This window comes from Burkholderia sp. DN3021 (assembly GCF_049805555.1).
Lineage (GTDB): Bacteria > Pseudomonadota > Gammaproteobacteria > Burkholderiales > Burkholderiaceae > Burkholderia > Burkholderia pyrrocinia_C.
The window spans coordinates 18620-45461 of sequence record NZ_JBNCAB010000027.1 but is presented as its reverse complement, the minus strand read 5'-3'; the positions used below and the strand labels follow the sequence as shown (position 1 = coordinate 45461).

Genomic DNA, 26842 nt, shown 5'->3' with positions numbered 1-26842 from the left:
GCGGGCGGGCCGCGCATGCGCGCCGCGCCCGGTTTCTCCCCCGGGCAGGCCGCTCAGCCGGCCAGCCGGAACACCGCCACCGCGGACCTCAACCGTGCCGCCTGTTCATCCAGCGAGGAAGCGGCCGCGGCAGCCTGCTCCACGAGCGCGGCGTTCTGCTGCGTGACTTCGTCCATTTGCGACACCGCCTTGCCCACCTGTTCGATGCCGGTGCTTTGCTCGGCGGAGGCCGTGGAGATCTCGCCCATGATGTCGGCGACCCGGTCGATCGACCGGACGATCTCCGTCATGCGCACCCCCGCCGCCTCGACAAGCCGGCTGCCGCTGCCGACCTTCTCGACCGACACCTCGATCAGCCCCTTGATGTCCTTCGCCGCCGCGGCGCTGCGCTGGGCAAGCGAGCGGACCTCCGAGGCCACGACCGCGAACCCGCGCCCTTCCTCGCCGGCTCGCGCCGCTTCGACCGCGGCGTTGAGCGCAAGAATGTTGGTCTGGAACGCGATGCTTTCGATCACGACGGTAATGTCGGCGATCCGCACCGACTCTTCGGAAATCTGCCGCATCGTTTCGACGACCTCCTGCACGGCGGCACCGCCGAGTTCGGTCGCCTCCTTGGCCGTGGTGACGAGCGCGTTGGCCTGACGCGCATTCTCGGCATTCTGTCTGACCGTCGACGTGATCTGTTCCATGCTGGCGGCCGTTTCCTGCAGCGACGCGGCCTGTTCCTCCGTGCGTTGCGACAGGTCCAGGTTGCCTTGCGCGATCTCGCCGGTGCCGACGGCGATCGAGTGGGTCGTGGTCTGGATTTCGGCGATCGTCTCGGTCAGGCGCGCCTTCATTTCGCCGAGCGCCGCGAGCAGGCTGCCCGGCGCGGCCTTGGCCGCATCGAACTCGACGTCCAGTTCTCCGGCGGCGATGCGCGCCGCGATGTGCGTCGCGTGCGCCGGCTCGCCGCCCAGCGTGCGCCTGACGCTGCGCAGGACGCCCCATGCGATTGCCGCCAGCGTCGCGGCGATGACGAGCGCGATGGCGCCCAGCACCATCGCGAGCCGGGTGAAGGCCGCGTCGATATCGTCGTAAAAGAATCCCGTGCCGATCCACCAGTTCCAGTCCGGAATGGCGACCACGCCCTGCAGTTTCGGCACCGCATCCGCGTCGGGGCTGCGCTTGACCAGCACGTCGACGAGCGCGAAATGCGCCTGCGCCATCCCGGCACGGTAAGCCTCGCTATCGGTCAGGCCGCCGGTCGTGCGGTTGCCCTTGGCCCGCGTGCCGACGAACTTCGCGTTCGGATGAACCAGGTTGACGCCGTCGGCAGTCGTGACCCAGTAGTAGCTTTTCGTATCCGCGTTGAGCGCCGACAGCGCGGCTTTTGCCTGCTGCTGGGCCTGATCCGCGGTGAGCGTACCGCTCGCCTGCAACGCGCGGTACGAATTGACCAGATGTTCGGCCTTCGTCAAGAGAATGACGATCTCTTCGCGACGGCTGTCGATCAGCGCGCCGCGCAGCGTCTGCAGCGACATCGCGGCGAGCAATACGACGCCGAGCAGCGCAGCCGCGACGAGCATCAGCAGTTTCGTGGACAACTTCATGCGGGAGCCTCGCGATATTAACCATTCGGTACATATATCGGCGCTGGCGGCTCTACCTTGAACGTCATCGCATCGGTAATTACCCTTGTTTCGTGCGCCGATCGTACGCGCACGACGAAGCGGCCGGGCCGGCCGCTCCTGGATTCGCCCCGGGTGTGCCCGGGTGGCTGCGCGTCGCACGGCACCTTCGCGCGCAGCCGGCGCGGCGCTTACAGGCCGAGCTGCGTCGCGAGATGGCCGATGTCGGACACCTCGTAGTAGTTGTAGAACGGCGTGCCGGGCTCGTGGCCGCGATTGACGAACGCCTTGTGCTTGATGCCGAGATCCTCGGCCGTCATCAGGTCGTAGCGCAGGCTCGACGACACGTGCAGCACGTCCTCGGGCTTGCAGCCGAGCTTGCCGAACATGTATTCGAAGCCCTGCATCCGCGGCTTGTACGACTGCGCCTGCTGCGCGGTGAACACCGCATGGAACGGCGCGCCGAGCTTGTCGACGTTGCTCATGATCTGGTCGTCCATTGCGTTCGACAGGATCACCAGCTTGTACTTCTTCGCGAGCCGCGACAGGCCGGCCGGCACGTCCGGATGCGGGCCCCAGGTCGGAACCGCATGATAGAAACGCTCGGCCTCGGCTTCGTCGAACGTCACGCCGATCCGCGCGCAGGTGCGACGGATCGCGTTGACGAGGACGTCGCGGTACGGCTTCCAGGCGCCGAGCACCTCGTCGAGCCGATACGCGGCGAACGCGCGCACGAAGTCCTCCATCGCGACCGGCGACAGCCGATCCGCGTAAATCTCGCGCGCAAGCTCCGCCATCTGGAAACGGGTCAGCGTGCCATAGCAGTCGAACGTGATGTACTTCGGTTCAAATTGGATCATGGTGACGTCCTGTCGGTGTGAAGCCCCGGCAGGGCCGGGGACGGGCTGGGTTCAACGAAATTGAATCAGGGCAAAAAGTCGTTCGCACATCGTTCGGCGCCGCCCAAAACGCACAATCGCCGCGAGTTGCACGGATCGTGCAGCACGATGTGCGGCACGATCCGGCGAGCCTCGCCGGCAAGCGGCAGCGACACCGTGCCTTCATCGTAGTGGCATTCCCACAGCAGGAGTTGCCGGATCGGCAGCGCGCGCCGGCACGATACGCGTGTTCGTTCGCGCCGATCGAGCGGGTTTGCGTCGATCTGACGCGAGCGGCCGCTGCCGCCGGAAAACAGGCGAATCGTCCTATCCGCGCCGCTGTGCCGCTGGCAGAGTCGAGATGTCATTCCTACCCATCCGGAGTCCGGCGTGTCCGACCTCAATACTTCCCGCACGCTTACCTATCGCCCGTTCGCCGAAACCGACCTGCCCGCCGCACACCGGCTGTCGGAGGCGGTCAAGTGGCCGCACCGGCTCGACGACTGGCGCTTCGCGCTCCAGCTCGGGAGCGGCTTCGTCGCCGAAGACGAATCCGGTGTCGTCGGCACCGCGCTCGGCTGGCGCTTCGGCGAGTCGCACGCATCGCTCGGCATGGTGATCGTGTCGCCCGAGCGCCAGGGCCGCGGCATCGGCCGCGAACTGCTCGCGCGCGTCGTCGACAGCCTCGGCCCGCGGACCGTGTTCCTGCATGCGACGCCGGCCGGCGAGCCGCTCTACGTGAAGTTCGGATTCGGTGCGATCGGCACGATCGACCAGCACCAGGGCGCCGCGTTCCAGCCGCCGCTGATTTCGCTGCCGCCCGGCGAGCGGCTGCGGCCGCTCGGCACCAACGACGGCCCGCGACTCGCGGCGCTCGCCACGCGCGCGGCCGGCTACCCGCGCGATGCGGTGGTCGATGCGCTGCTCGGCGTCGCCAACGGGATCGCGCTCGATCGCGACGGCGAACTGCTCGGCTTCGCGCTGTTTCGCCGTTTCGGCCGCGGCCACGCGATCGGCCCGGTGATCGCACCGGACGCGCTGCGCGCGCAGGCGCTGATCAGCCACTGGCTCGCGCTGCACGAAGGCATGTTCGTGCGCATCGACGTGCCCGGTGACAGCGGGCTGTCGGACTGGCTGCAGGGGCTCGGCCTGCCGCGCGTCGATACCGTCGTCGCGATGGCGCGCGGTGCGGCGCCCGCGCGCGATCCGGCGCTGCGCGCGTTCGCCATCGTCAACCAGGCGCTCGGCTGAGCGGCACGCACGATGAGCTTCCTCTACAAGGCCGACCCGGTGCGCGGCGCACAATGGGCGCAGCGCTTCGCGCAACAGGCGCCCGATCTCGCGTTCCGGATCTGGCCGGACATCGGCGATCCGCGCGCGGTGCGCTACCTCGCCGCGTGGCAGCCGCCCGACGATCCGGTCGCGCTGCTGCCGAACCTCGAGATCGTGTTTTCGGTCGGCGCCGGCATCGATCAATTCGACCTGTCGCGCGTGCCCGCGCACATTCCGGTCGTGCGAATGATCGAGCCCGGCATCGTCGACGGCATGGTCGAGTATGTGACGCAGGCCGTGCTGACGATCCATCGCGACCTGTTCGACTACGCGGCGCAGCAACGCGCGCAGGCATGGCACGAGCGGCCGGTGCGCGCGGCCGCCTCCCGCCGCGTCGGCGTGCTCGGGCTCGGCACGCTCGGGCAGGCCGTGCTCGACACGCTGCGGCGTTTCGGCTTCCCGTGCGCCGGCTGGAGCCGCACGCCGCGCACGCTCGACGGCATCGACTGTTACGCGGGCGACGCGGCGCTCGATGCGTTCCTGGCCCGCACCGACATCCTGATCTGCCTGCTGCCGCTCACCGACAGCACGCGCGGCCTGCTCGGCGCGCGCGTGTTCGACGTGCTGCCGGCCGGCGCATCGCTCGTGCAGGCCGGTCGCGGCCCGCAGCTCGACGCGGCCGCGCTGCTCGCCGCGCTCGACAGCGGCCGCCTCGACAGCGCGATCCTCGACGTGACGGACCCCGAACCTTTGCCGGCCGGACACCCGTTCTGGGCCCATCCGCGCATCCGGATCACGCCGCACATCGCGAGCGCGACGCGGCCCGATACCGCGGTCGATGCCGTGCTCGCGAACCTCGCGCGCCATCGCGCGGGCCAGCCGATGATCGGCGTCGTCGATCGCATGCGCGGTTACTGACGCGCGCGCCCGGCCCGGCGGGGCGCGCAGCAGAAAATGCCGAAGCGCCCCGTGCAAACGCCGTATCCATACGTTTCAAGCGACAAATTGAAGACGCGTGCGGATTTCCCGCCCGGTAGCATGAACTCACGCTGACACCCGACGAGAGTCCCGCCCTGCCATGACCTACTCCGCGCTGATCGAAGCCGATCGCCAACACCTGATTCATCCGGTCGTCAATTACCGTACGCACGAGACGCGCGGCGTCACCGTGCTCGACTCCGCCGACGGCGTGTTCCTGCGCGATGCGCAAGGCCACACGCTGCTCGATGCGTTTTCCGGCCTGTGGTGCGTGAACGTCGGCTACGGCCGCGACAGCATCGTGAAGGCCGCGGCCGACCAGATGGCGAAGCTGCCGTATGCGACCGGCTATTTCCATTTCGGATCGCAGCCCGCGATCGAGCTTGCCGAGCGGCTCGCGGCGCTCGCGCCCGCGTCGCTGAACCGCGTGTACTTCACGCTCGGCGGCTCGGACGCCGTCGATTCCGCGGTGCGCTTCATCACGCACTATTTCAACGCGACCGGCCGCCCGTCGAAGAAGCACATGATCGCGCTCGAGCGCGGCTATCACGGCTCGTCGTCGCTCGGCGCCGGGCTCACCGCATTGCCCGCGTTCCATCGCCATTTCGATCTGCCGCGCGCCGACCAGCACCACATTCCGTCGCCCTACCCGTATCGCCACCCGCTCGGCGACGATCCGCAGGCGCTGATCGCCGCGTCCGTCGCCGCCCTCGAAGCGAAGGTCGCGGAACTCGGCGCGGACAACGTCGCGGCATTCTTCTGCGAGCCGGTGCAGGGCTCCGGCGGCGTGATCGTGCCGCCCGCGGGCTGGCTGAAGGCGATGCGCGACGCATGCCGGCGCCTCGGCATCCTGTTCGTCGCCGACGAGGTGATTACCGGCTTCGGCCGCACGGGCCCGCTGTTCGCGTGCGAGACCGAGCAGGTCGATCCGGACTTGATGACCGTCGCGAAAGGGCTGACGGCCGGTTATGCGCCGATGGGCGCGGTGCTGATGTCCGACGAAATCTACGAAGGGATCGCGGGCAGCCGCGCCGACACCGCCGTGGTCGGGCACGGCCACACGTATTCCGCGCATCCGGTCAGCGCCGCGATCGGCCTCGAAGTGCTGAAGCTCTATCACGAAGGCGGGCTGCTCGCGAACGGCCAGGCGATGGCGCCGCGTTTCGCCGCGGGGCTCGATGCGCTGCGCGCGCATCCGCTCGTCGGCGACGCCCGTTCGGTCGGCCTGCTCGGCGCGCTCGAGCTGGTGGCCGACAAGGCACGCAAGACGCGCATCGACCCGGCGCTGAACCTGCCCGACAAGATCGCCGCCGCCGCGTACGCGAACGGCGTGGTGTTCCGCGCATTCGGCGACGCCGTGCTCGGTTTCGCGCCGGCGCTGAGCTTCACCGCGGGCGAGTTCGACCTGATGTTCGAACGCGTGCGCAAGACGCTCGACGACGTGCTGGCCGACGCGGGCGTGCAGCGCGCGCTCGACGCCGCCCACGCGCAGCCGGCGTGACGCGGGCATGAAGCGGGCGAGGGAAAGCCGGACTTGTGGCGGCTACCGTTCGACTCTAAAGTAACCGGACATTCCATTTCTGCCTTCTCACGCGAACATGACGGACAGCAAGCTAGACCGGATCGACCTGCGCATTCTTTCCCAGTTGCAGAAGCGCGGGCGCATGACCAACGTCGAACTGGCCGATGCGGTCGGGCTGTCGCCGAGCCCGTGCCTGATCCGCGTGAAGCGGCTCGAAAAAGCCGGCTACATCGCCGGGTACGGCGCGCACATCCAGCTCGAGAAGCTCGGCGACGTGCAGGTGGTGTTTACCGAGGTCACGCTCGCCGACCACCGACGCGAGGACTTCGACCGGTTCGTCGCAGCGATCCGCGATGTCGACGAGATCGTCGAGTGCCATCTCGCGAGCGGCGGCTACGACTATCTGCTCAAGTTCGTCACGCGCAGCGTGAGCCACTACCAGACGATCGTCGAAGGGCTGCTCGAGCAGAACATCGGCATCGAGAAGTATTTCAGCTACGTGATCATCAAGTCGCCGTTCGTCAAGCGGCACTATCCGCTCGAATCGCTGTTCGGCGAACGGCACTGACGAGCGGCGGGCGGCGGCCACGCCGTACGCGCGTCGTCGCGACGCGCCCGCCTGCCGCCGTCGGGCCGCCCTCATCCAAGGATCTGCCATGTCACTTACCCTCTCCCGCACCGAACTCGTTCGCAGTGCAAACCTGATCGACGGCGCGTGGCGCGACGCGCTCGACGGCCGTCGCTTCACGATCACCGATCCGGCAACGCTCGAGCGCGTGGCCGACGTGCCCGACAGCGGTGCGGCCGACGCACGTGCCGCGACCGACGCGGCCGTGCGCGCGCTGCCCGCGTGGCGCGCGACGCCGGCCCGCGAACGCGCGGCGATCCTGCGCGCATGGCATGCGGCGATCGTCGCGCACACCGACGATCTCGCGAAACTGATGTCGCGCGAACAGGGCAAGCCGCTCGCCGAAGCGCGCGGCGAAGTCGCGTATGGCGCGTCGTATGTGCTGTGGTTTGCCGAGGAAGCGACCCGCACCTACGGCGACCTGATTCCGCAGCAGCAGCGCGGCAAGCGGCTGAGTGCGGTCAAGGAGCCGATCGGCGTCGTCGCCGCGATCACGCCGTGGAATTTCCCGCTCGCGATGATCGCGCGCAAGATCGCGCCCGCGCTCGCGGCCGGCTGCACGGTCGTCGCGAAGCCGGCCGAGGACACGCCGCTCACGGCACTCGCGCTGGCGTTGCTCGCGCAGGAAGCCGGCGTGCCGCCCGGTGTGCTGAACATGATCGCCGCATCGCGCGAGCACGGCATCGACGCGGTGGCCGACTGGCTCGCCGACGGCCGCGTGCGCAAGATCACGTTTACGGGATCGACGCCCGTCGGCAAGCTGCTCGCACGCGAATCGGCCGCAACGCTCAAGAAGCTGTCGCTCGAGCTCGGCGGCAATGCGCCGTTCATCGTGTTCGACGATGCCGAACTCGACGCCGCCGTCGACGGGCTGATGGCCGCCAAGTTCCGCAACGGCGGCCAGACCTGCGTGTCGCCGAACCGCGTGTACGTGCAGGCCGGCGTCTACGATGCATTCGCCGCGAAGCTCGCAGCACGCGTTGCCGCGCTGAAGGTCGCGCCGGCGACCGATCCGGCCGCGCAGATCGGCCCGATGATCAACGCACGCGCGGTCGACAAGATCGCGCGCCACGTCGGCGACGCGATCGAGCGCGGCGCGCGCGTGCTCACGGGCGGCAAGCGCCTGGTCGAGCTCGGTCCGCACTATTACGCGCCGACGGTGCTCGCCGACGCCACCGCCGACATGCAGCTGACCTGCGAGGAAACCTTCGGGCCGGTCGCCGCGCTGTTCCGGTTCGATACCGAGGATGAAGCCGTCGGCGCCGCGAACGACACGCCGTTCGGGCTCGCCGCGTATTTCTACACGCAGGACGTGCGGCGCATCGCGCGCGTGTCGGCGCGGCTCGAAACGGGTATCGTCGGGATCAACGAAGGTGCGCTCGCGAGCGAAGCCGCGCCGTTCGGCGGCGTGAAGGAATCGGGTTACGGCCGCGAAGGCTCGCGCTACGGCCTCGACGACTACCTGTCGATCAAGTACCTGTGCCAGGGCGGGCTCGACTGATTCCGCGGCGCCGCGTTGCACGCTCGATGCACGGCACGCCGCGATGACGGCCGACGTTTCGCTTCCCGGCCTTGCGCCGCATCGCGCGAACGATACCGGTGCCGACCGCGTCTGCCGCTTCGCGTCCCGCGAGGCCGGCCCGAACGCGATGGGTCGAACGACGTCCCCGTCGCGGCATCGCATGCCGACTGCGTGCTCGTGATGCCGCCGCTGCGGCAATTGCGGCGCGGCGTCACCGTCGTACGGCTCGGGCGGCTCGTCGACGAATCCGGAGCGCCCGCCTGACGGATCGGCTTCAACTCGACCGGCGCGGCGGCCGCACACGTTTGCGGCAACGCCGCGCCGATTCGTTTCGCATGCAGACCTCGATTTCCTCGCTTACCTGCCGTTAACCCGGATTTCAGCGCAGCCTCGGTCATCGCACCTGGCTTCCCCCACGAGCGCGAGCATGTCCGCATCCACTTGCATCGAGAAAATCGCCGACCGGGCGGGACGAAACCATCTTGTCGTCGGCGCGCTCGGCACACTGATGTCGCTCGCCGCGCTGAGCATCAGCGCGATGACGCTGTGGGCCATGAGAAGCGGCGTCGTCGAGCACGCGCACGAGACTTCGCGCAACGTCGCCGCCGTGCTGGTCAGCGAGATCGCGCGGACCGTCGAAACGTCCAACAACGCACTGATCGCACTCGCATCCGATCTCGGCAAACCGGAAGTCAGGCACATGGACGCCGGGCTTCGGCACGATCTGCTGTTCCAGCGCGCGGCCGCGCAATACGTGACCGGAATGGGCGTGACAGACCAGAACGGCCGCCTGATCGACGGGTGTTGCGGCCCGACTCACCATTGGGACTTCGGCGATCGAGACTACTTCAAGGTCCATCGCGACGCGGCGAACGTCGGCCTTTACGTATCCGAGGCCTATCGCGCGCGCTCGCGCAACGGCACGAAGTCCATCGCGCTGTCCCGGCGCGTCGAACGGCCGGACCACACATTCAACGGGATCGCGGTTGTCGCCATCGACCTCGCGTACTTCGATCAGCTGCTTGCCCGGCTGAACGTCGGGCCGAACGGCATCAGCGCGATCCTGCGCACGGACGGCACCATCCTGGCCAGAAATCCGCCGCTGAGCGACCACCAGATGGTCCGCCTGAGCCGATCGAAGGTCTTCGATCGCATGCTGAACCAGGAGTCGGGGTTCTATGCGGCCTACTCGCGCATCGACGGAACCTTGCGGCTCTATACGTTCCAGCGGGTGCCCGGCACCCCGCTGATTGCCGTCGTCGCCCCTGCCGAGCGCGACGTGCTGGCCGGCTTCACTCGTATGTCATGGTCGGTCGGCGTGTCGGCCTCGTTCATCTGCGCGTTCTTCTGCGCGGTCGTCTGGCTGCTCGCATTCGCATTGCGGGACAATCTTCGCAAGCAGACCTTGCTGACCGATCTCACCCGCACCGATCCGCTGACGGGCCTGAACAACCGCCGGGCGCTCGACGTCGCGCTGGTCGACGAATGGAAGCGACTCCAGCGCAGCAATGAAGGCAGCCTGTCGGTGCTGTTCATCGATGCCGACCACTTCAAGCAGTACAACGACAGATACGGGCATGCGCAGGGTGACACGGCACTGAGATTCCTGGCCGAATGCATCCGGACTCACACGCGGCGGCGCGCCGACATCGCCGCGCGCTACGGCGGCGAAGAGTTCGTCGCGGTGCTGCCGGATACGGATGAAAGCGGCGCCGCGAAGGTCGCCGAGGCCATTCGCGCCGAAGTGGAACGCAACCAGCTCGCCGGATTCGCCGAGACGGTTCCGGCTTTTACAGTGAGCATCGGATACGCGACCGGGCATCGCGCACGCCCGACGTCCATCGACATGCTCACGCATCAGGCAGACCTCGCGTTGTATACGGCGAAGCGCCACGGTAGAAACCGCGTGTGCCGCGGCGACACGGGATCGCTTGCGCAATCGGCTTGAGGGCCATTGCGGTCGACTGCGGGCGCGGTGGCGGCGGGCGTCATCATCGCGCGAGGGCTGACCCGTTCGCTCGGCACGGAGCCGGCCACGCTCAGCGACATCGCGCAGCGCATCGCCGGCGGCGACCTCGCCGGCATCGCACCGTTGCTGACACACACGTTGCTTCCGATATCCGTCCCGTTTAGGAAAGCAGACTAAACGTCATTCCCCGAAAGCGGGACGCGCTCGATCGTGCCGAATGACGTGAAGCGGTTTCGTAACCGTCGCGTCACGATCGGCCACCACAATGCTCCGTCTTCTACCCTCAGGATGGAGTTTGCATGCTTGCGTCACCGAGCCGTCTCCCGCTGCACGTCGCAGCGCTGTCGACCGCGATCCTACTGGCTGCCTGCGGCGGCGGCGACGATGTCGTCGCAACGAGCTCGACGAACGCCGCGGTCCCGGCGCCGCCGGCCGACCCCGGCTTCGTCGACAGCGCGCCCGTTCCGAGCGTGCCCGCGTTCGTCGACAACGTCGCGACCAACCAGCGCGGCGACGCTCGTTATGCAACGCTATCGACCAACGCCGCCGTGCGCGTGGTGAGCCGCTTCCTCGACTTGTGGCAGCCGTCGACGATGCTCGTCGATGCGGGCGTGACCGCGCCGGCCAACGGCGCGTTTCCGGCCATCTCCCCTTCCACCTGCACGGGGCTGCCCGGTAGCGGCACGCCGTGCGGCACGAGCCTGAACGACGCGGTGCTGTCGGCGAACGTGCAATACGTGGTCAACGCGACGACCGCGCGCACGCCGCAGCAAGCCGACGCAGCCTATTACGACGACCGGCGCGGCAAGGGCTACAGCGTGACGGACGGCATGGGCCCGCTCACCGCGGCATGGCGCACCGCCGCCCAGCAGACGACCAGCATCACCGGCGTGCCGGCCGACGCCACGACCGTGCTGTACAACGACACCGGCAACAACGTCGGCGTGGGCAGCAGCGGCAACGCGAGTTTCGGGAAAGTCGTCGACCTGCTCAACGAAATGGGCAACAACGCGTCGACCGAACCCGCGAAGCGCTTTTACAAGTACGCGCGGCCGTACCGCTGGAGCTCGAGCGTCGTCGTCGCGCCCACGCTCGTGCCCGCGGAAAGCGCGACGCCGGCGACCGACGGCGGCTTCATCAGCGGCCACCAGGCCGAAGCGATGCGCGATGCCGTGACGATGGCGTGGCTCGTGCCCGAGCGCTTCCAGGAAATGGTCGGCCGCGGCCTCGAGCTCGGCGAGAACCGGATCCTCGCCGGCATGCACTCGCCGCTCGACGTGATCGGCGGCCGCATGCTCGCGCTGGCCGTCAGCGCGGCCAACCTCGCCGCATACGCGAGCGATGCGCAGGCCGCGTACGGCCAGGCGCACCAGACGCTGCAGCAGCTCACCGGCACCACCGATGCGACCTTCGCCGCATTCGCGCGCTCGGGCACGACGGCGACCGACCGGTTCGCCGACTACGCGGCAAACAAGGCGGCGTTCACGCGCCGCATGACGTACGGCTTCGGCGCGATCGACGCGACCGGCGCGCCGCCGGTCGTGCCGAAGGGCGCAGAGATCCTGCTGCAGACGCGCTTCCCGTACCTGGGCGCGGACCAGCGGCGCGTCGTGCTGAAGACCACCGAACTGCCGTCCGGCTACCCGGTGATGGACGATGCGGAAGGCTGGGGCCGGCTGAACCTGTTCGCCGCCGCCGACGGCTACGGCGCCCTCAACGGCAACGTGACCGTCGCGATGGATGCGTCGAAGGGCGGCCTCAACGCCGCCGACCTGTGGCGCAACGACATCGCAGGCGCCGGCAAGCTGACGCTGCAAGGCAGCGGCACGCTGACGCTGGCGGGCAACAACAGCTATACGGGCGGCACGCAGGTCAGCGGCGGCACGCTCGCCGCCGCTTCCACGATGGCGTTCGGCAACGGCGACGTGTATGTCGGCTCCGGCGGCGGCATCCGGATCGCGGCCGGCGCGCCCGTCACGATCGCGACCCGCTACACGCAGCTCGACAACACGACGCTCGAACTCGACATCGACGGCAACGGCGGCGGACGCCTGCACGTGGGCGGTGCGTTCACCGTCGCGGGAGGCACGCTGCACGTGAAGTTCGTGAACGGCTATGCGCCGAAAGCCGGCGACACCATCGCACTGATCGACGCGGCAGCAGGCGCAGCGAAGTTCTCGACGGTGACGGTCGACGGCTTCAAGGCAACGCCGGTCTATACGGCGACGGGCGTGTCGATCACGCTGTCGGCGTCATAACCGGCAGCAGGCATCGATCCGTGGAACGGCGCCGCCCGCCGGTTCGCGCATCAGGGTTTGCATCGCGGGTTCTCGTTCGCAGTCCGATTGCGCGGGCGGCCGCACGCCGCCGCGAGTCGCGACTCGCGAATGGCGGATCAGCATTCGACGAGCGCCTTCACGACGTCATGCACCGCCGCGCGCGGCGTCGATCCGGTAGAAGCGGCGCGCGTTGCCGCCGAACAGGTCGGCAAGCGCCGCGGAGCCGAGCAACTGCGCGCAGTCGTCCTCGCACGCGGCCAGCCAGTCGCCGTAGCCGCCGCACGCCGACGCGACACGCAGCACCGGCCAGTCGCTGCCCCACATCAGTCGCGCCGGCCCGAACAGGTCGGCCAGCGCATGCACATAAGGCCGCGTGCGCGCTCGCACGGCATCCGGGCCGGCCGACGGCCCGGCCTCGGTCCACAGGCCGGACAGCTTGCAGTGCAGGTTCGGCAGGCTCGCGAGGCGGCGCATCGCCGACAGCCACGGCTGCAGCTCGCCGCGTTCGATGAACGGCTTCGCGCCGTGGTCGATCACGATCTGCAGATCCGGGTGGCGCCGCGCGAACGCATGCAGCGCATCGAGATGGCGCGGCATCACCAGCGCATCGAAACGCAGCGCATGCTCGAGCATCGCAGCGACCGCGCGATCGAGCACCGGATCGTCGATCCACGCATCGTCGGGCAGATCCTGCAGCATCGGGCGCAACCCGCGCGCCTTCGGCGCCGACGCGAAGGCCGCGATCCGCGCCGGCGCGTCGGCGGCCTTCAGGTCGACCCAGCCGACCACCGCGCCGACCGTCGGGGTGTCGTCCGCGAGATCGAGCAGGAAGCGCGTGTCGGCGTCGCTCGGCAGCGATTGCACGAGCACGGTGCGGTCGATGCGCGCCGCGTCGAGCAGCGGCGCCAGATCGGCGGGGCCGAAATCGCGGTGAATCGCATCGAGTTCGGCCGGCGGCCAGCAGCCGGCCCGCGCGCCGATCCGCCAGTAGTGCTGATGTGCGTCGATGCGTGCCGTCATGCGCGCGCTCCCGGCACCGGCGCGCGCGCCGCGATCAGCCCTTCGTCGCACAGCGCGGCCCACAGTTCGGCCGGCACGGGGCGCTCGAACCATGCGATGTTCTGTTGCAGCTGGGCCACGCTGCGCGCGCCGACCACGCACGACACGACCGCCGGATGGCCGAACGGAAACTGCAGCGCGGCAGCGGGCAGCGGGACGTCGAAGCGCTTGCACAGCATGCCGAGCCGCATGGCCTTGTCGATCACGTCGGCGCTTGCGTCCGCATAGTTGAACTTGCCGTTGCCGGCCAGCACACCGGAATTGAACACGCCGCCGACCACGATGCCCGTCCCCGCGCGGCCGCACGCGTCGAGCAACGGTTCGAGCGCCGTCTGTTCGAGCAGCGTGTAGCGGCCGGCCAGCAGCACGGCATCGAGCGCCGCTTCGTTCAGCGCAGCGGCGGCGACTTCCCATTCGTTCACGCCGAGACCGAACCCGCCGATCTCGCCGCCCGCACGCAGCGCGTCCAGCGCGCGAAACCCGCCGCCGCGGGTCAGCTGTTCCCAGTAGTGCGCGTGACGATCGCCGTGCGTCATCGCGCCGATGTCGTGCACGTACAGAATGTCGATCCGCGCGAGCCCGAGCCGCTGCCGGCTGTCGTCGTGCGACCGCATGATGCCGTCGTAGCTGTAGTCGTAGACCGGCCGGAACGGCAGCGGCTCGGCCCAGCCGTCGTCGCCCGGGCGCACGCTGGCGTCGGCGCGCATCAAGCGCCCGACCTTCGTGCTGAGCGTGAACGCGCCGCGCTCGCGCGGGGCGAGCCCCGCACCCACGCGCCGCTCGGACAGCGTGTAGCCGTAATACGGCGCGGTGTCGAAGTAGCGCAGGCCGGCGGCCCACGCGGCGTCGACGAGCGAGCCGGCGTCGGCGGCCGACATCGGGCGATAAAGGCCGCCGAGCTGCGAGCAGCCGAGGCCGAGCGCGGACACCGTCAGCCCGCTGCGCGGCAATGCGCGCGTATCGTTTGCATTCATGAGTCGTGACAGGGTGCGGGAAAGAAGCATGGCCGGCAGCCGCCGCCCGCGCTCGGGCGGCTTGCGCGGCCGCTCAGTACAGGACGTTCCTGGCCGCCTCCGAATCGAGGTTCTGCTTGTCGACCATCACGACGCCGGTATCGATCAGCTTCGGCGCCGGCTTGCGTTCGACGACGTCGAGCGCCGTGCGCACGCCCTGGTTCCCCATCTGCCACGAGCCCTGCACGGCGATCGCCTGCACCGTGCCGTCGCGCACGAAGCCCTGCAGATCCTCGTTGCCGTCGAACCCGATCGCCACCACCTTGCCCGCCTTGCCCGACTGCTTCAGCGCCCGGCCCATCCCGACCGCGGTCGGCTCGTTCGCGCCGAAGATGCCCTTCAGGTCGGGGTTCGCCGACAGCACGTCGGTCGTCTGGTTCAGCGCGTTCGCCATTTGCGACTGCGAGTAGTACGGGCCGACGATCTGCAGCTTCGAATGGCTCGCGATGTACTTGCGGAACCCGCCGACGCGGCTGACTTCGGAACCCGCGCCCGGCACGTACGACATGATCGCGATCTTGCCGGACTGCCCGACGCGGTCGATCAGCGCCTTCGCGCACAGCGCGCCCGCCTTCTCGTTGTCGGTCGACAGGAATGCCTGGTAATACGGCTTGCCGGCGTCCGAGATCGCCGAGTCGATCAGCACGACCGGAATGTGCGCTTCCCACGCCTTCTTGATCGCGGGCACGAGCGCATCGGGATCGGACGGTGCGAGCACGATGCCCGCCACATGACGCGTGACCGCGTTGTCGACCATGTTGACCTGCCCGCTGATGTCGGACTCGGCCGCGGGCCCCTGGAACGTCATCGTGTAGCCCTTGGCGCCGTCGAGCGCCGCCTTCGCGCCTTTCTGCACGTTCTGCCAGTAGTTCGAGTTGACCGTCTTGACGATCACGGCGATCTCGCCGCCCGCCGCGTACGCACCGCTGTTGCATGCCGCGAACAGGCATGCCGATGCTGCCAGCAGGATGGATTTGTTCATGTCTCGCTCCGCTTCTCGTTGGTGGGAACTGCTGCCGGTCAGGGCCGGCGATTGCGCAACTGGTCGATCCAGACCGTGCCCAGGATCACGACGCCGATGATGATCTGCTGGATGAAGCTCGATACGCCGTTCATGTTCAGGCCGTTGCGCAGCACGCCGATCACGAACGCGCCGATCGCCGTGCCGGAAATCGTCCCGACGCCGCCCATCAGCGACGTGCCGCCGATGACCGAACTGGCGATGGCGTCGAGTTCGTACATGACGCCCTCGTTCGGCTGCCCGGTGACGAGCCGCGACATCAGCACGCAGCCGGTCACGCCGGCGAGCGCGCCGGACAGCACGTAGGTGAAGAGCTTCACGCCCTGGACGTTCACGCCCGACAGCCGGGCCGCCTCCGCGTTCGACCCCACCGCATGGATATGGCGGCCGAGCGACGTTCGCGACAGCAGCACGGAAACCACGACGAACAGCACGACCATGATCACGACCGGATACGGAATGCCGGGAAACGTCGTGTCGGGGAACCCGTCCGCGCCGATGCGCGAGATGCGCAGCAGCGCGCCGTTGCCCAGCGCGCCGAACGCATCGCCGAGATCCGATACCGGCCGTGCGCCCGTGATCTGGAGCGCGATGCCGCGCGCGACGAGCATCATGCCGAGCGTCGCGATGAACGGCGGCAGGCCCATGCGCGTCACGCACATGCCGTTGACGAACCCGCACAGCGCGCCGACCAGGATCCCGGCCGCCATGGCCGCCGGCACCGGCACGCCCGCCTTGACCAGCAACGCGGACGAGACGCCGGCCAGCGCGAGCACCGAGCCGACCGACAGGTCGATGCCGCCGGTGATGATCACGCACGTGGCGGCCACGCCGAGATAGGCGATGGAGGTCACCTGCAGGCCGACGGTCATCAGGTTGTCGACCGAGAAGAACGCCGCGCTCGATACGGAAAACGCGAACACGAGCACGACCAGGCTGCCCAGCGCAGCGAACTTCTGGATAAGGTCGCGCCGCCGCTGTCGCGCCGCCCGTTCGTCGGCCTGGCTTCGATCCGAGGTCATTTCAAGCATGGGGACGCCCCGACGCATAGTGCATGATCTCCTCCTGACTGGTGTGTTGGGTGTCGAGAAACGCGGTCAATCGACCTTCGTGAAAAACGGCGATCCGGTCGGTCATGCCGAGCAGCTCCGGCAGTTCCGAACTGATCAGCACCACGCCGACGCCGTCGGCGGCGAGCCGGTCCATCAGCCCGTAGATCGCGAATTTCGCGCCCACGTCGATGCCGCGCGTCGGCTCGTCGAAGAACAGGATCTTCGAGCCGCGGTACAGCCATTTGCCGATGACGACCTTCTGCTGGTTGCCGCCGGACAGATTGCGCACGACCTGCTGCACCGACGGCGTGCGAATCGCGAGGTCCTGCACGTAGCGCCGCGCCACGTCGAGCTCGTCGTCGAAGCGCAGGAAGCCCAGGCGCGATGCGATGCCGCGCACGTTCGCGAGCGTGAGGTTCGCCGCGACGGGCATCGGCAGCGCGAGCCCCTCCTTCTTGCGGTCCTCCGACAGATACGCGATGCCGTGGTGGATCGCCTCGCGCGGCGAGCGGATCGTCACGGGCCGGCCGTGCAGCTCGATCGTGCCGCCGTCCGGGCGGTCCGCGCCGAAGATCGCGCGCGCGACTTCGGTGCGCCCGGCGCCCATCAGTCCGGCAAAACCCAGGATCTCGCCCTTGCGAAGCGTGAACGACACCGGCCCGAACACGCCTTCGCGGCGCAGTTCCCGCACGTCGAGCAGCACTTCTTCGGTCGGCGTCGACTGCCGCGACGGATACGCGTCGTCGAGCGTCCGCCCGACCATGCGCGCGACGATGTCGTCGATGCTCACGTCGGCGAAATCGTCCGTCGAGATGTGGCGCCCGTCGCGCAGCACGGTCACGCGATCGACGATCTGCGCCATTTCGTCGAGCCGGTGCGAGATGTACAGGATCGCCACGCCGTCGGCACGCAGTTCCTCGATGATGCGAAAGAGCTGCACCGTTTCCGACTCCGTCAGCGACGAAGTGGGCTCGTCCATGATCAGCACGCGCGCGTCGTGCGACAGCGCCTTCGCGATTTCGACCATCTGTTGCTGCGCGATCGACAGCACGCCGACCTTCGTCGTCGGTGCGACGTTCAGGCCGATCCGCGCGATGCAGCGTGTCGCGTCCGCATTGAGCCGTTTCGTGTCGACGAACGGTCCGCGCCGCGGCTCGCGTGCGAGGTACAGGTTCTCCGCCACGCTCAGGTGCGGCACGAGATTGAGTTCCTGGTGGATGATCGCGATGCCGGCCGCCTGCGCTTCGGAGGCCGAACGAAACCGCACCGGCGCGCCGAGATAGTGGACGACGCCCTCGTCGGGCAGGTACTGACCGCTGATGATCTTCATCAGCGTGGACTTGCCCGCGCCGTTTTCGCCGCACACCGCATGCACCTCGCCGCGGCGCAGGTCGAGGCGAATCCCGTCGAGCGCGAGGACGCCCGGGAAGCGCTTGCGTATCCCCTCCAGGCGCAGGATCTCCCGGTCCGCTTCGCCCTGTGCGGCCTGACCGGGCAGATTGCGAGGCATTGCCATTGCGTCTCCTAGGGAAGGGCCGACCTCGCTTTCGTCTGGTCAGTCCAATTTCGATGAATTACATCAATCCACCCACTTTTGGTCAAGCCAATTTATATATCTACATCCGCTCTTACCAATAGTGAAAACCCGCACATCCGCACGAACGGGCTGCCGTCCAGGGCGACACGACGAGCGTGATAGACTTTGCGACGCGCGCTTGCGCGGAAAGCGCATTGACCAAGATCCATCGGATGAAATCGACAGAACCCAAGCGGCTTTACCAATCGGTCGCGGCCCAGATCGTCGCGTTGATTCGCCAGGGCGAATTCGCGGTCGGCGAACGCCTGCCGCCCGAGCGCGAGCTGGCGCTGACGCTCGGCGTATCGCGTCCGTCGCTTCGAGAGGCGCTGATCGCGCTGGAAATCGGCGGCCAGATCGAGATCCGGATGGGCTCCGGCGTTTATGTGCGCGACACGGCGGCCGACGACGTCGGCACGATGGGCACGCTCGGCGACAGCCCGTCGGAACTGATGCAAGCACGCGCGGCCATCGAAGGCAGCGTCGCCGCGCTGGCCGCGGCGCGGATGACGGCCGCGATGCTCGATCGCCTGCGCCGCACGGTGCAGCGCATGAAGCGGCTCGCGGAGGCCGGCAAATCGCCCGTCGAAGCCGACCGGCAGTTCCATATGCTGATTGCGGAAGCCGCCGGCAATTCGGTGCTCACCCGCTTCGTCGGCGAGCTGTTCGACAGCCGCCACGACCCGATCGCCGCGGCCATGCGCGGCCACGCGGAGAATCCCCAGACCTGGACCGCCGCCGTGCAGGAGCACGAGGACGTGCTCCACGCGCTGCAGGCCGGCGACCCGATCGCGGCCCAGACGGCCATCCGCGCGCATCTTCGCGCGTCCGAAGCGCGATGGATCGACGGCGGCCTGAAATCGGAGCCTGATTGACCGGCACAAGGGCGCCTTTCGCGCGCCCTGCGCGGCCGGTCCCGCTGCGCGAACGGCTGACCTGCACGAACGTCGCGCCCAGCGCCGCTCAGTCCGCACGATCGTCGTCGCTCAGGCACGCCTGCGGATCGCATTGCCAGCCGACGATCGAGAACCACGGGCCCAGCACGTCGTCGAGCTTGCGGCGCACGCCGTCGGCCGTTTCGACGTCGGGCTGCGCGATCATCCTGCCGACCGCATCGCCCGGCGCCCCCGGCAGCACGACGCCCCGCGTATAGCTCGGCATCGGCTTGAAACGCATCTGCAGGATGTAGTCCTTCAGGCCCGGCGCATACCGCGCGAGCCCGAGGAAACGATCGATTCGATCCTCGTTTACCCGATTCATATCCGAATTTTCCGGGAAAACCTCTTGTCTCCCGGCTCGCCACGCCTCGCGTCGGTTTTACGAAATTCCCGCAATTCGGAATTTATCGACATAGATGGCCATACGAGCGCCGACGGCCGACGCCCCGTTGCCGGCCGCTTCACATCCCGCTCGGCAACACCACCAACTTACGATTGCAAATGCCTCTCATTTGCATTAAATTTCGGCGCGAATGTACCGGTTGGAACACAGACGTCGGCGCGCGGCCATCCGCCCTGCCCGAATGCAGACCACATCAAAGGACGGGGTATGAGCAGGAAGAACTGGGCGGCCGCACCGATGGCCATCGTCGTCGGCACGGCCGGCCTGAGCGCCGCCGATGCGCAGGAGTTGTCGCTGCCCGCCATCGAGGTCTCGGGGCAGCGCACGACCGCGCCGTTTCGCGCGCCTGAATCGACGAGCGCGACGCGCACCGAGACGGACGTGATGGAAATCCCGTTCGCGGTCAGCAGCGTCGACGCGAAACTGGCCCAGACCGTCGCCGCGACGCGCGGCGAGGACCTGTACGACTGGGTCGCGGGCGTCGCACGGCAGAACAACTTCGGCGGCCTGTGGGACAACTACGCGGTGCGCGGGTTTGCCGGAGACGGCAACACGTCCGGCACCGACTACCTCGTCAACGGCTTCTCGTGGAACCGCGGGATGAGCGTCCCGCGCGACACCGCCAACCTCGAGCGCATGGAAGTGCTCAAGGGGCCCGCGTCCGCACTGTACGGCCGCGGCGATCCGGGCGGGCTCATCAGCTACACGACCAAGCAGCCGCAGTTCGCGCGCTCGAACACCATCGGCGTGTCGGCCGGCAGCTACGGCGCGTTGCGCGAGACGCTCGATTCGACCGGGCCCATCACCAAGTCGCTGGCTTACCGCTTCGTCGCGATGAACGAGAACAACGGCAGCTTCCGCGATACGGTGTCGAGCAAACGCTACCTGTTCGCACCGTCGTTCACGTGGGACATCGGCGCGGACACGACGCTCCACTACGAGTTCGAAAGCGTGCGCCAGCGCGCGCCGCTCGATCGCGGCGTGGTCGCGGTCAACGGGCAGCTCGGCGCAATTCCGGCATCGCGCTTCCTCGGCGAGCCGCGCGACGGCGACTACGACGTGCGCAACACGGGCCACCAGTTCACGCTCGAGCATCGTGTCGATGCGAACTGGTCGATCAATGCCGGCTTCGCGCAGCGCGACACCGACCTGTCCGGACGATCTTCCGAAGCGTTCGCGCTGCAGCCGGACGGGCGCACGCTGTGGCGCCGCTACCGGCAAGTCGCGTTTCACTCGAACGACCTGCAAGGCCGCATCGAAACGACCGGCAAGTTCCGCACCGGCGGCATCGGCCACACGCTCGTGATGGGCGTCGATGCGTATCGCTTCAACTACGACCAGTTCGTCGCGCGCTCGACGCCGAGCGCCGCCGCGCCGTATGCGATCGACATCTTCGATCCGGTCTACGGCCAGCCGGCGCCCGCGCTGCGCACCGCGACCAACCTGCTCGAGCGCGACGACGGGCAAGGCGTCTACGCGCAGGACACGCTGGCGTTCGGGCCGCACTGGAAAATCCTCGCCGGGCTGCGCTGGGATCGCTTCCACCAGTCGGTCGAGAACCGCCTGAAGGGCGTGACGAGCAGCCAGCTGCAGACCGCGTTGAGTCCGCGCATCGGCGTCGTATACGAAATGAGCCCCGCGCTGTCGCTGTATGCGAACACCGCGTATTCGTTCCGGCCGAACAACGGCGCCGATGCCAACGGCCGCGCGTTCGACCCGGAGAAAGGGCACGGCTACGAAGCCGGCGCGAAATGGGCCGGCACGCGCTGGCTCGCGACGGTCGCGGCGTTCTACGTCAACAAGCGCAACGTGCTGACCGCCGATCCGGCGAATGCCGGCTTCTCGCGCGCAGCCGGCGAGGTGCGCAGCCGCGGCGTCGAATTCGAATGGAACGGCGACCTGGGCCACGGCTTGCGCGGCATCGTCAACTTCGCGTACGTCGATGCCGAGGTCACGCGCGATACCGTGCTGACGCCCGGGGCGCGCCTCGTCGATATTCCGAAGCTGAGCGGCAGCGCGCTGCTCATGTACGAAACCGCGCTGCCGTTCGCGGACAAGGCCGGCATCGGCACGGGCTTGATCTATGTCGGGCGCCGCGCCGGCAACACCGCGAACACGCAGGACGGTTTCGAGCTGCCGGCCTATGCGACCGCGCAGCTGAACGGCTATGTGCAGGTCAACAAGCACCTGCGCGCGTCGGTCGTGCTGAACAACCTGTTCAATCGCACGACCTACGTCAGCTCGTACAACAGCCTGTGGGTCACGCCGGGCGCGCCGCGCAGCCTGTTCGCGTCGCTCGCCTACGCGTTTTAGGCCAAACCGGTCGCGTGGCGCGCGTGCATCGCGCGTCACGCGCCGTGCCGCCAGCGCGAGCAGCAAGGCCGGCAACATCACGCATGAGCCGACCGCCAGAAACTCGCCGAAGCCGACCCGCAGCCCCTCGGGCCGGATCGCCGCGAGCCGCAGAATCGTCGCGAGCGCATTGACCTGGCTGGTCGGGGTGCACGGTGCACGAGCGCCGTCATAACCAGACGGTAAACCGCGTTCCCGTCGCGAGACTGCTCACCGTCAACCGCCAATTGTGCGCCGACGCAATTTCCTTGCATATCGCCAACCCAAGGCCCGCGCCGTCGTGCGTGGTATCGGGCGCGCGCCAGAATCGCTTGAACAGAAACGGAAGATGATCCTTCGGGATGCCGCGGCCTTCGTCGCGAACCTCGATCGATGCGTCGTCGATCGTTAACGACACGACGCTGTTGGCAGGCGACGCATGGATCGCGTTTTCGACGATATTCTTGAGCAGGATGAACAGTGCGCCCTTGTCCGCCCAGATCGGCGGCGCTGCGCGACGCTCCTCGATCCGCAGCGTCACCTGCTTTCCATCTGCCTGACGGGCCAGATACTCGACGACATCCTGCATGACATCGAGGATGCGGACTTCGCCGAAATCGAAATTCTGCGCCTCGCTGACTTCGGCAAGATGCAGTAGCTGCCGAACCTGTCGCGACATCAGATCGATTTCGCGAAACAGCAGGTCTTTTCCGTTGATTTCCGGCTGCAACTCGATCTGGCCGCGGATCAACGTCAGCGGCGTTCGAAGTTCATGCGCGGCGGCCGCAAGAAATTCCTGCTGGACCCTGAAACCGTTCTCCAGCCGTTCAAGCGCGTCGTTGAACGCGTTGATCAACGGCTTGATCTCGCTCGGAACGCCGCTGGCCGAAAGGCGCGTCTTGAGCCGGTGCGGCGTTATCCGCGCGGCTGCCCCGGACGCATCTCGTAGCGGCTTGAGCACCCGATAGATCGTAAGCGGCAGCACCAGGCCGGAAATAATGAATATAACGAAGAAAATGACCTTGACCGTGGCCGGAATCGACTTGACTTTCGAACTGACCAGCGCGTTCAGAAAACGTTCGCTGGTTGCGGTCTGCACATAGAACACGGAGCGCCCCCGCAGAACCCGCCGCGTCGCGACGAAGAACAGCTTTCCGTCGATAGTCAGGTACGCTATCTTTCCGACGGCTCCAGCCGGATCGTCTATCGGCCATTGTCCGGCTGTCCTTGCTCCGATCGACGCCAGCACGACTTGACCTTGCCCATCCAGCACACGGTATTTGCGTTCCGCGGGCACGAGATTGAACCCTCCCCCTCCGTCACGATCGGGAAGATCGACGGAATAGGGGCGATCGGCATCGTTGAACCTGAGTCCATCGATTACCCTGTCGACGTTCTCCGTCAGCTCGTGGTAACCCAGCGTCTGCTCCGGATAGCGGTCGAATACGTAGATGACCAGACCGGCGATCGCCGTCAGGCTGATTGCAAGGGCAACGACCGTCGTCGCCCACAGTCGCGCCGACAGACTTCGAATCCAGTGATTGAGCATGACGTCCCCATATTGGAACGGGTGTGGAATGCCGTAGCCGGGCGAAGCGCCGCTCACCGGGCATCTTTGTCGGATGCGCCGCCGGCGACGTGATCCGGCCAATCCTTCCGGTCACACGCACGAGCCTGCCACTCGCGTCCGGGCAGAGCGCACCCTCGTGCACGTATCGTCCTCGTCACCTCTCACGCATCGCGTCTCGTCCCGCCCCAAGACGCCTCCGGCGAGCGTGCTCGAGTGCGGAACGCTCCACTACCGTTGCGGCGGCCCGGAGACTTCCTCGACGGCGAATCCCACGCCGCGAAGGTTCGTCAGGCGTGTCCTTGTGTCGATCGACGCCAGTTTTTTACGCAACCGGTGCACGGTCACTTCCAGTGCATTCGGTGTTACGGCTTCGGCAAGCCCCCAGGCGGCATGCTCGAGCGCCGCATGCCGCACCGTTCGGCCGGCCGCTTCGATCAGGCAAAGCATGATCTGCAATTCGGCGGGCGCAAGCTGAACCGACCGCGCACCGCAGCGCATCTCACGTTGCAGCGGATCCACTGCAATGTCCGCGAATGACGCGACAAGCGCGGTCAGCGCCGCTGGCCGACGCATCAGCGTGCGCACCCGCGCAACCAGCTCACTCATTTCAAACGGCTTGGTCACGTAGTCGTCCGCGCCGCTTTCGAGCCCGTCGACACGATCGTGCAAAGCATCGCGCGCCGTCAGCATGAGGCATGGCGTCATCCGGCCGGCCGCGCGCAACGCGCGCAGAAAGGACAGCCCGTCGCCGTCCGGAAGGCTACGATCGATGATCAACACCGCGTAGTCGAACTGGCGCACGCCGTAGGTCGCTCCGGAGATATTGCGAAACTGGTCGGCTTCGATGCCCACTCGCATGAGGGCCTGGCTCACCATGTCGGCAAGGCGTGCATGGTCCTCGACAATCGCAACTCGCGACATGACGTTGCACTCACTTGAATTGGTACAGGTAGCCGACCCGGATCTCCGGGATGAACCGCTTGCCGACCAGAGGACTATTCGTGAGACCGCTGCCGAGATGCGACACGCCGACGTCCAGCAGCAGGCGTTGGTGCTTCGCGAAGTTGTAGTCGACACGCGTTCCCAACGAAGTCTTCCAGGTTGCCGTGCCGGTGTACGCGGGACGTCCGGGGCGCACCTCGGCGGGACGCACGCCGTAATAGTAATCGACGTATTTGCCGCTCAACCAGTCCACGCCCACATGCGGAGCAATCGAGAAATCTCCGGCATCAAAAGACTTGCTGTAGTCCAGGCTCGCACGCTGCCCCTTGTTTCCGCCCGCCAGATAGTCTCCCGAAAGCGTGCCGAATGCGGTATGTAAAGCAAGCGCGGGACCGTACCAGAACGCACCATGTCGGTCTTCCATGCCATTCAGGATTGGTGCATCGGACTGCTTGTAACCATCGCCGAGCGAAAACTTTCCGCGCAGCGCAACGCTTATACCACTCCAGTTTCCGATCTTCACGTCGATCGTGGTGCCGAAAACATGTACCCACTTGTCGTCGAAGTAGACCAGCGGGAGCGGTTCGACTTTCGAGCCGTATCCCTTGTATGGCGATTCCCCGATGCCGACGCCCGCACCCAGCCCCCAGCGGGTCACGTTCGTCGCATTGTTCAGGATCGCCAGACCGGAACTCTGCGTATCGACATGGTCGGCGTCGCCTTCTTCCGCCCATGCCGCCCCGGAAACGAGCGCGAACCATGCAGCAGTCAACAACATACGGCGAACAGGCAACGGATTTTTTTTCACGATCGATCCCAGGAAGTCGGTGGACAAAGCGGAACCGACTTTATGGGAACCCGACTTACCGGTTACTTACCGTTCAAAAATCGAGATCGCCGATGCACGTCGCCACGTCGGGATCGAAGCGCGGTTGCGGACGTCGTTCCGGTTGGCGCCCGTAAGGATCTGCGCAAGCGGGATACCTCCGCACTTCGGGCCTACGATTTGTCGCCCTCCGACACTGAGCCAGGCGGCACGCACCTTGCTAATCACGACGGCATCCACCGGACCTCCGGACATCGACGTGACGAGCAAATCAGGTGAAGTTCACATCGGCATTTCAGGCTGGCGCTACGGCGGCTGGCGCTGCACCTTCTATCCGAAAGCGCTGAAGCAGGCCGCCGAGCTGCAGTACGCATCGAACCGGATGCAGACGATCGAAATCAACGGTACGCACTACAGCCTGCAATCGCTCGACAGCTGGCAGCGTTGGTACGACGAAACGCCGCCGGATTTTACGTTCAGCGTGAAGGGTTCACGCTATCTGACCCACATCCTGCGCTTTCGCGGCGAAACGGCGACGGTCGCATGCGCGAACTTTTTCGCGCAGGGGCTCCTCGCGCTGAGGGACAAGCTCGGGCCGATCCTCTGGCAGTTTCCGCCGTCGCTGCGGTTCGACCCCGAGCACATGGAGCACTTCCTGGGCCTGCTGCCGACCGACACGGCAGCCGCGCTCGCGCTCGCGCAACAGCACGATCGCAAGGTCAGGACACCGTATCTGCGGATCGACCGCAAGCGCAAGTTGCGTCACGCAGTCGAAGTGCGTCACGCGAGCTTCGTGGATCCGGCGTTCGTGAAGCTGCTGCGCCGCCACCGCGTGGCGCTCGTCGTGTCGGATTCGACCGAGCCATGGCCGCAGTTCGAAGACCTGAGCGCGGGCTTCGTCTACATGCGGCTGCACGGTACCGACACGAAGTATTCCGGCGAATACTCCGATGCGGCACTCGAACACTGGGCGCGCAGAATCGAGTCGTGGCGCCGCGGCGAACAGCCCGCCGACGCCCGTCTCGCCGCACCGGAGCTGCCTGCGCCGCGCGCGCGAACGCGCGACGTGTATTGCTACTTCGACAACGACGCAAAAACGAACGCACCGTTCGACGCCCGGCGCTTGATGGAACGCCTCGGTCTGCGTGCGCACGAAGCGGCGGCCGGATAAAACGGCATGCCGCGCGGCAGCAGTCTGCACGATGTAACCGAACCGCAAGGAGAGGAACGATGACCCTGCTTATCTACCTGGTCGGATGGATCATTTTCATCGGCGGCGTGGCATGGGGACTGGTGACGCTGCACGTGTCCCAGCACATCGTCGAGATCGTCGCCGTCATTCTGTTCGGCATCGCGGTGATCACGGGCGCGACGCGCGCCCGCAACCGCGACCGGACGTAGCGCGCCCGCGCGGCCGCGGCATACCGGATGGATGCGGCGCGCGCCAGCGCGC

Annotated in this window: 22 protein-coding genes and 1 pseudogene; 11 read left to right on the top strand and 12 right to left on the bottom strand. The window is 67.3% G+C overall.

Annotated features, from left to right (window positions below):
- Window positions 1-53: 53 nt before the first annotated feature.
- The 3 genes from ACPUER_RS15820 to ACPUER_RS15810 all read right to left on the bottom strand — a co-directional run bounded on the left by ACPUER_RS15820 (window position 54) and on the right by ACPUER_RS15810 (window position 2856).
- Complete coding sequence (locus tag ACPUER_RS15820; protein WP_175963492.1) at window positions 54-1592, bottom strand: methyl-accepting chemotaxis protein; 1539 nt, start codon at window positions 1590-1592, stop codon at window positions 54-56.
- A gap of 209 nt (window positions 1593-1801) precedes the next feature.
- Window positions 1802-2470 (bottom strand): haloacid dehalogenase type II, encoded by a 669-nt coding sequence (locus ACPUER_RS15815; protein ID WP_175963443.1) that lies wholly within the window; start codon window positions 2468-2470, stop codon window positions 1802-1804.
- Between the two features lie 65 nt (window positions 2471-2535).
- Window positions 2536-2856 carry a hypothetical protein gene (locus ACPUER_RS15810; protein WP_425131545.1) on the bottom strand — a complete coding sequence of 107 codons (321 nt, stop codon included), beginning with the start codon at window positions 2854-2856 and terminating at the stop codon, window positions 2536-2538.
- Between the two features lie 22 nt (window positions 2857-2878).
- Here ACPUER_RS15810 and ACPUER_RS15805 point away from each other — a divergent pair, with 22 nt between their 5' ends.
- The 7 genes from ACPUER_RS15805 to ACPUER_RS15775 all read left to right on the top strand — a co-directional run bounded on the left by ACPUER_RS15805 (window position 2879) and on the right by ACPUER_RS15775 (window position 12637).
- Window positions 2879-3739, top strand: coding sequence for a GNAT family N-acetyltransferase (locus ACPUER_RS15805; RefSeq protein ID WP_175963442.1), 861 nt, complete (start codon window positions 2879-2881; stop codon window positions 3737-3739).
- Between the two features lie 12 nt (window positions 3740-3751).
- Window positions 3752-4678: a 2-hydroxyacid dehydrogenase gene (locus tag ACPUER_RS15800; protein ID WP_425131544.1), complete on the top strand. Its 927-nt coding sequence runs from the start codon at window positions 3752-3754 to the stop codon at window positions 4676-4678.
- Between the two features lie 160 nt (window positions 4679-4838).
- Window positions 4839-6239, top strand: coding sequence for an aspartate aminotransferase family protein (locus ACPUER_RS15795; RefSeq protein ID WP_425131543.1), 1401 nt, complete (start codon window positions 4839-4841; stop codon window positions 6237-6239).
- Between the two features lie 97 nt (window positions 6240-6336).
- On the top strand, window positions 6337-6828 hold the full coding sequence (locus tag ACPUER_RS15790; protein ID WP_034182400.1) for an Lrp/AsnC family transcriptional regulator: 492 nt from the start codon (window positions 6337-6339) through the stop codon (window positions 6826-6828).
- Window positions 6829-6916: 88 nt separating this feature from the next.
- Window positions 6917-8389 (top strand): NAD-dependent succinate-semialdehyde dehydrogenase, encoded by a 1473-nt coding sequence (locus ACPUER_RS15785; RefSeq protein WP_175963439.1) that lies wholly within the window; start codon window positions 6917-6919, stop codon window positions 8387-8389.
- Between the two features lie 448 nt (window positions 8390-8837).
- On the top strand, window positions 8838-10358 hold the full coding sequence (locus ACPUER_RS15780) for a diguanylate cyclase (RefSeq protein WP_425131542.1): 1521 nt from the start codon (window positions 8838-8840) through the stop codon (window positions 10356-10358).
- Between the two features lie 320 nt (window positions 10359-10678).
- Window positions 10679-12637 (top strand): phosphatase PAP2 family protein, encoded by a 1959-nt coding sequence (locus ACPUER_RS15775; protein ID WP_425131541.1) that lies wholly within the window; start codon window positions 10679-10681, stop codon window positions 12635-12637.
- Window positions 12638-12802: 165 nt separating this feature from the next.
- Here the strand turns inward: ACPUER_RS15775 and ACPUER_RS15770 are convergent, their stop codons facing one another.
- The 5 genes from ACPUER_RS15770 to ACPUER_RS15750 form a co-directional block, all read right to left on the bottom strand.
- Window positions 12803-13678 (bottom strand): amidohydrolase family protein, encoded by an 876-nt coding sequence (locus tag ACPUER_RS15770; RefSeq protein ID WP_425131540.1) that lies wholly within the window; start codon window positions 13676-13678, stop codon window positions 12803-12805.
- Window positions 13675-14691, bottom strand: a complete 1017-nt coding sequence (locus ACPUER_RS15765; RefSeq protein ID WP_425131539.1) for an aldo/keto reductase — start codon at window positions 14689-14691, stop codon at window positions 13675-13677. The genes ACPUER_RS15770 and ACPUER_RS15765 overlap by 4 nt, the downstream gene beginning before the upstream one ends.
- A 73-nt stretch (window positions 14692-14764) precedes the next feature.
- Window positions 14765-15712, bottom strand: a complete 948-nt coding sequence (locus ACPUER_RS15760) for an ABC transporter substrate-binding protein (protein WP_175749198.1) — start codon at window positions 15710-15712, stop codon at window positions 14765-14767.
- Between the two features lie 38 nt (window positions 15713-15750).
- The gene (locus ACPUER_RS15755; protein WP_072440573.1) at window positions 15751-16782 is read right to left on the bottom strand and encodes an ABC transporter permease; all 1032 of its coding nucleotides are present in this window, start codon (window positions 16780-16782) and stop codon (window positions 15751-15753) included.
- Window positions 16775-18319 carry a sugar ABC transporter ATP-binding protein gene (locus ACPUER_RS15750; protein ID WP_425131538.1) on the bottom strand — a complete coding sequence of 515 codons (1545 nt, stop codon included), beginning with the start codon at window positions 18317-18319 and terminating at the stop codon, window positions 16775-16777. The genes ACPUER_RS15755 and ACPUER_RS15750 overlap by 8 nt, the downstream gene beginning before the upstream one ends.
- A 233-nt stretch (window positions 18320-18552) precedes the next feature.
- On the opposite strand from ACPUER_RS15750, the gene ACPUER_RS15745 reads away from it, so the two are divergent.
- The gene (locus ACPUER_RS15745) at window positions 18553-19254 is read left to right on the top strand and encodes a FadR/GntR family transcriptional regulator (RefSeq protein ID WP_425131562.1); all 702 of its coding nucleotides are present in this window, start codon (window positions 18553-18555) and stop codon (window positions 19252-19254) included.
- 10 nt (window positions 19255-19264) lie between these two features.
- On the opposite strand, the pseudogene ACPUER_RS15740 reads toward ACPUER_RS15745, so the two are convergent.
- Window positions 19265-19612 (bottom strand): annotated as a pseudogene (locus ACPUER_RS15740) (bifunctional 3-(3-hydroxy-phenyl)propionate/3-hydroxycinnamic acid hydroxylase); the annotation flags it as partial.
- Window positions 19613-19927: 315 nt separating this feature from the next.
- Between ACPUER_RS15740 and ACPUER_RS15735 the strand changes: the two are divergent.
- Entirely contained in the window at window positions 19928-22033 is a 2106-nt protein-coding gene (locus tag ACPUER_RS15735; protein ID WP_425131537.1) for a TonB-dependent siderophore receptor, read from the top strand.
- Between the two features lie 208 nt (window positions 22034-22241).
- On the opposite strand, the gene ACPUER_RS15730 is transcribed toward ACPUER_RS15735, so the two are convergent.
- The 3 genes from ACPUER_RS15730 to ACPUER_RS15720 all read right to left on the bottom strand — a co-directional run bounded on the left by ACPUER_RS15730 (window position 22242) and on the right by ACPUER_RS15720 (window position 25398).
- Window positions 22242-23657 (bottom strand): sensor histidine kinase, encoded by a 1416-nt coding sequence (locus ACPUER_RS15730; protein ID WP_425131536.1) that lies wholly within the window; start codon window positions 23655-23657, stop codon window positions 22242-22244.
- A 192-nt stretch (window positions 23658-23849) separates the two neighbouring features.
- Window positions 23850-24542 carry a response regulator transcription factor gene (locus tag ACPUER_RS15725; RefSeq protein ID WP_425131535.1) on the bottom strand — a complete coding sequence of 231 codons (693 nt, stop codon included), beginning with the start codon at window positions 24540-24542 and terminating at the stop codon, window positions 23850-23852.
- Window positions 24543-24552: 10 nt separating this feature from the next.
- On the bottom strand, window positions 24553-25398 hold the full coding sequence (locus ACPUER_RS15720) for a MipA/OmpV family protein (protein WP_425131534.1): 846 nt from the start codon (window positions 25396-25398) through the stop codon (window positions 24553-24555).
- Window positions 25399-25648: 250 nt separating this feature from the next.
- Here ACPUER_RS15720 and ACPUER_RS15715 point away from each other — a divergent pair, with 250 nt between their 5' ends.
- Both ACPUER_RS15715 and ACPUER_RS15710 read left to right on the top strand, forming a co-directional pair.
- Window positions 25649-26560, top strand: a complete 912-nt coding sequence (locus tag ACPUER_RS15715; RefSeq protein ID WP_425131533.1) for a DUF72 domain-containing protein — start codon at window positions 25649-25651, stop codon at window positions 26558-26560.
- Between the two features lie 59 nt (window positions 26561-26619).
- Complete coding sequence (locus ACPUER_RS15710; RefSeq protein ID WP_175963431.1) at window positions 26620-26790, top strand: hypothetical protein; 171 nt, start codon at window positions 26620-26622, stop codon at window positions 26788-26790.
- Window positions 26791-26842: the final 52 nt, after the last annotated feature.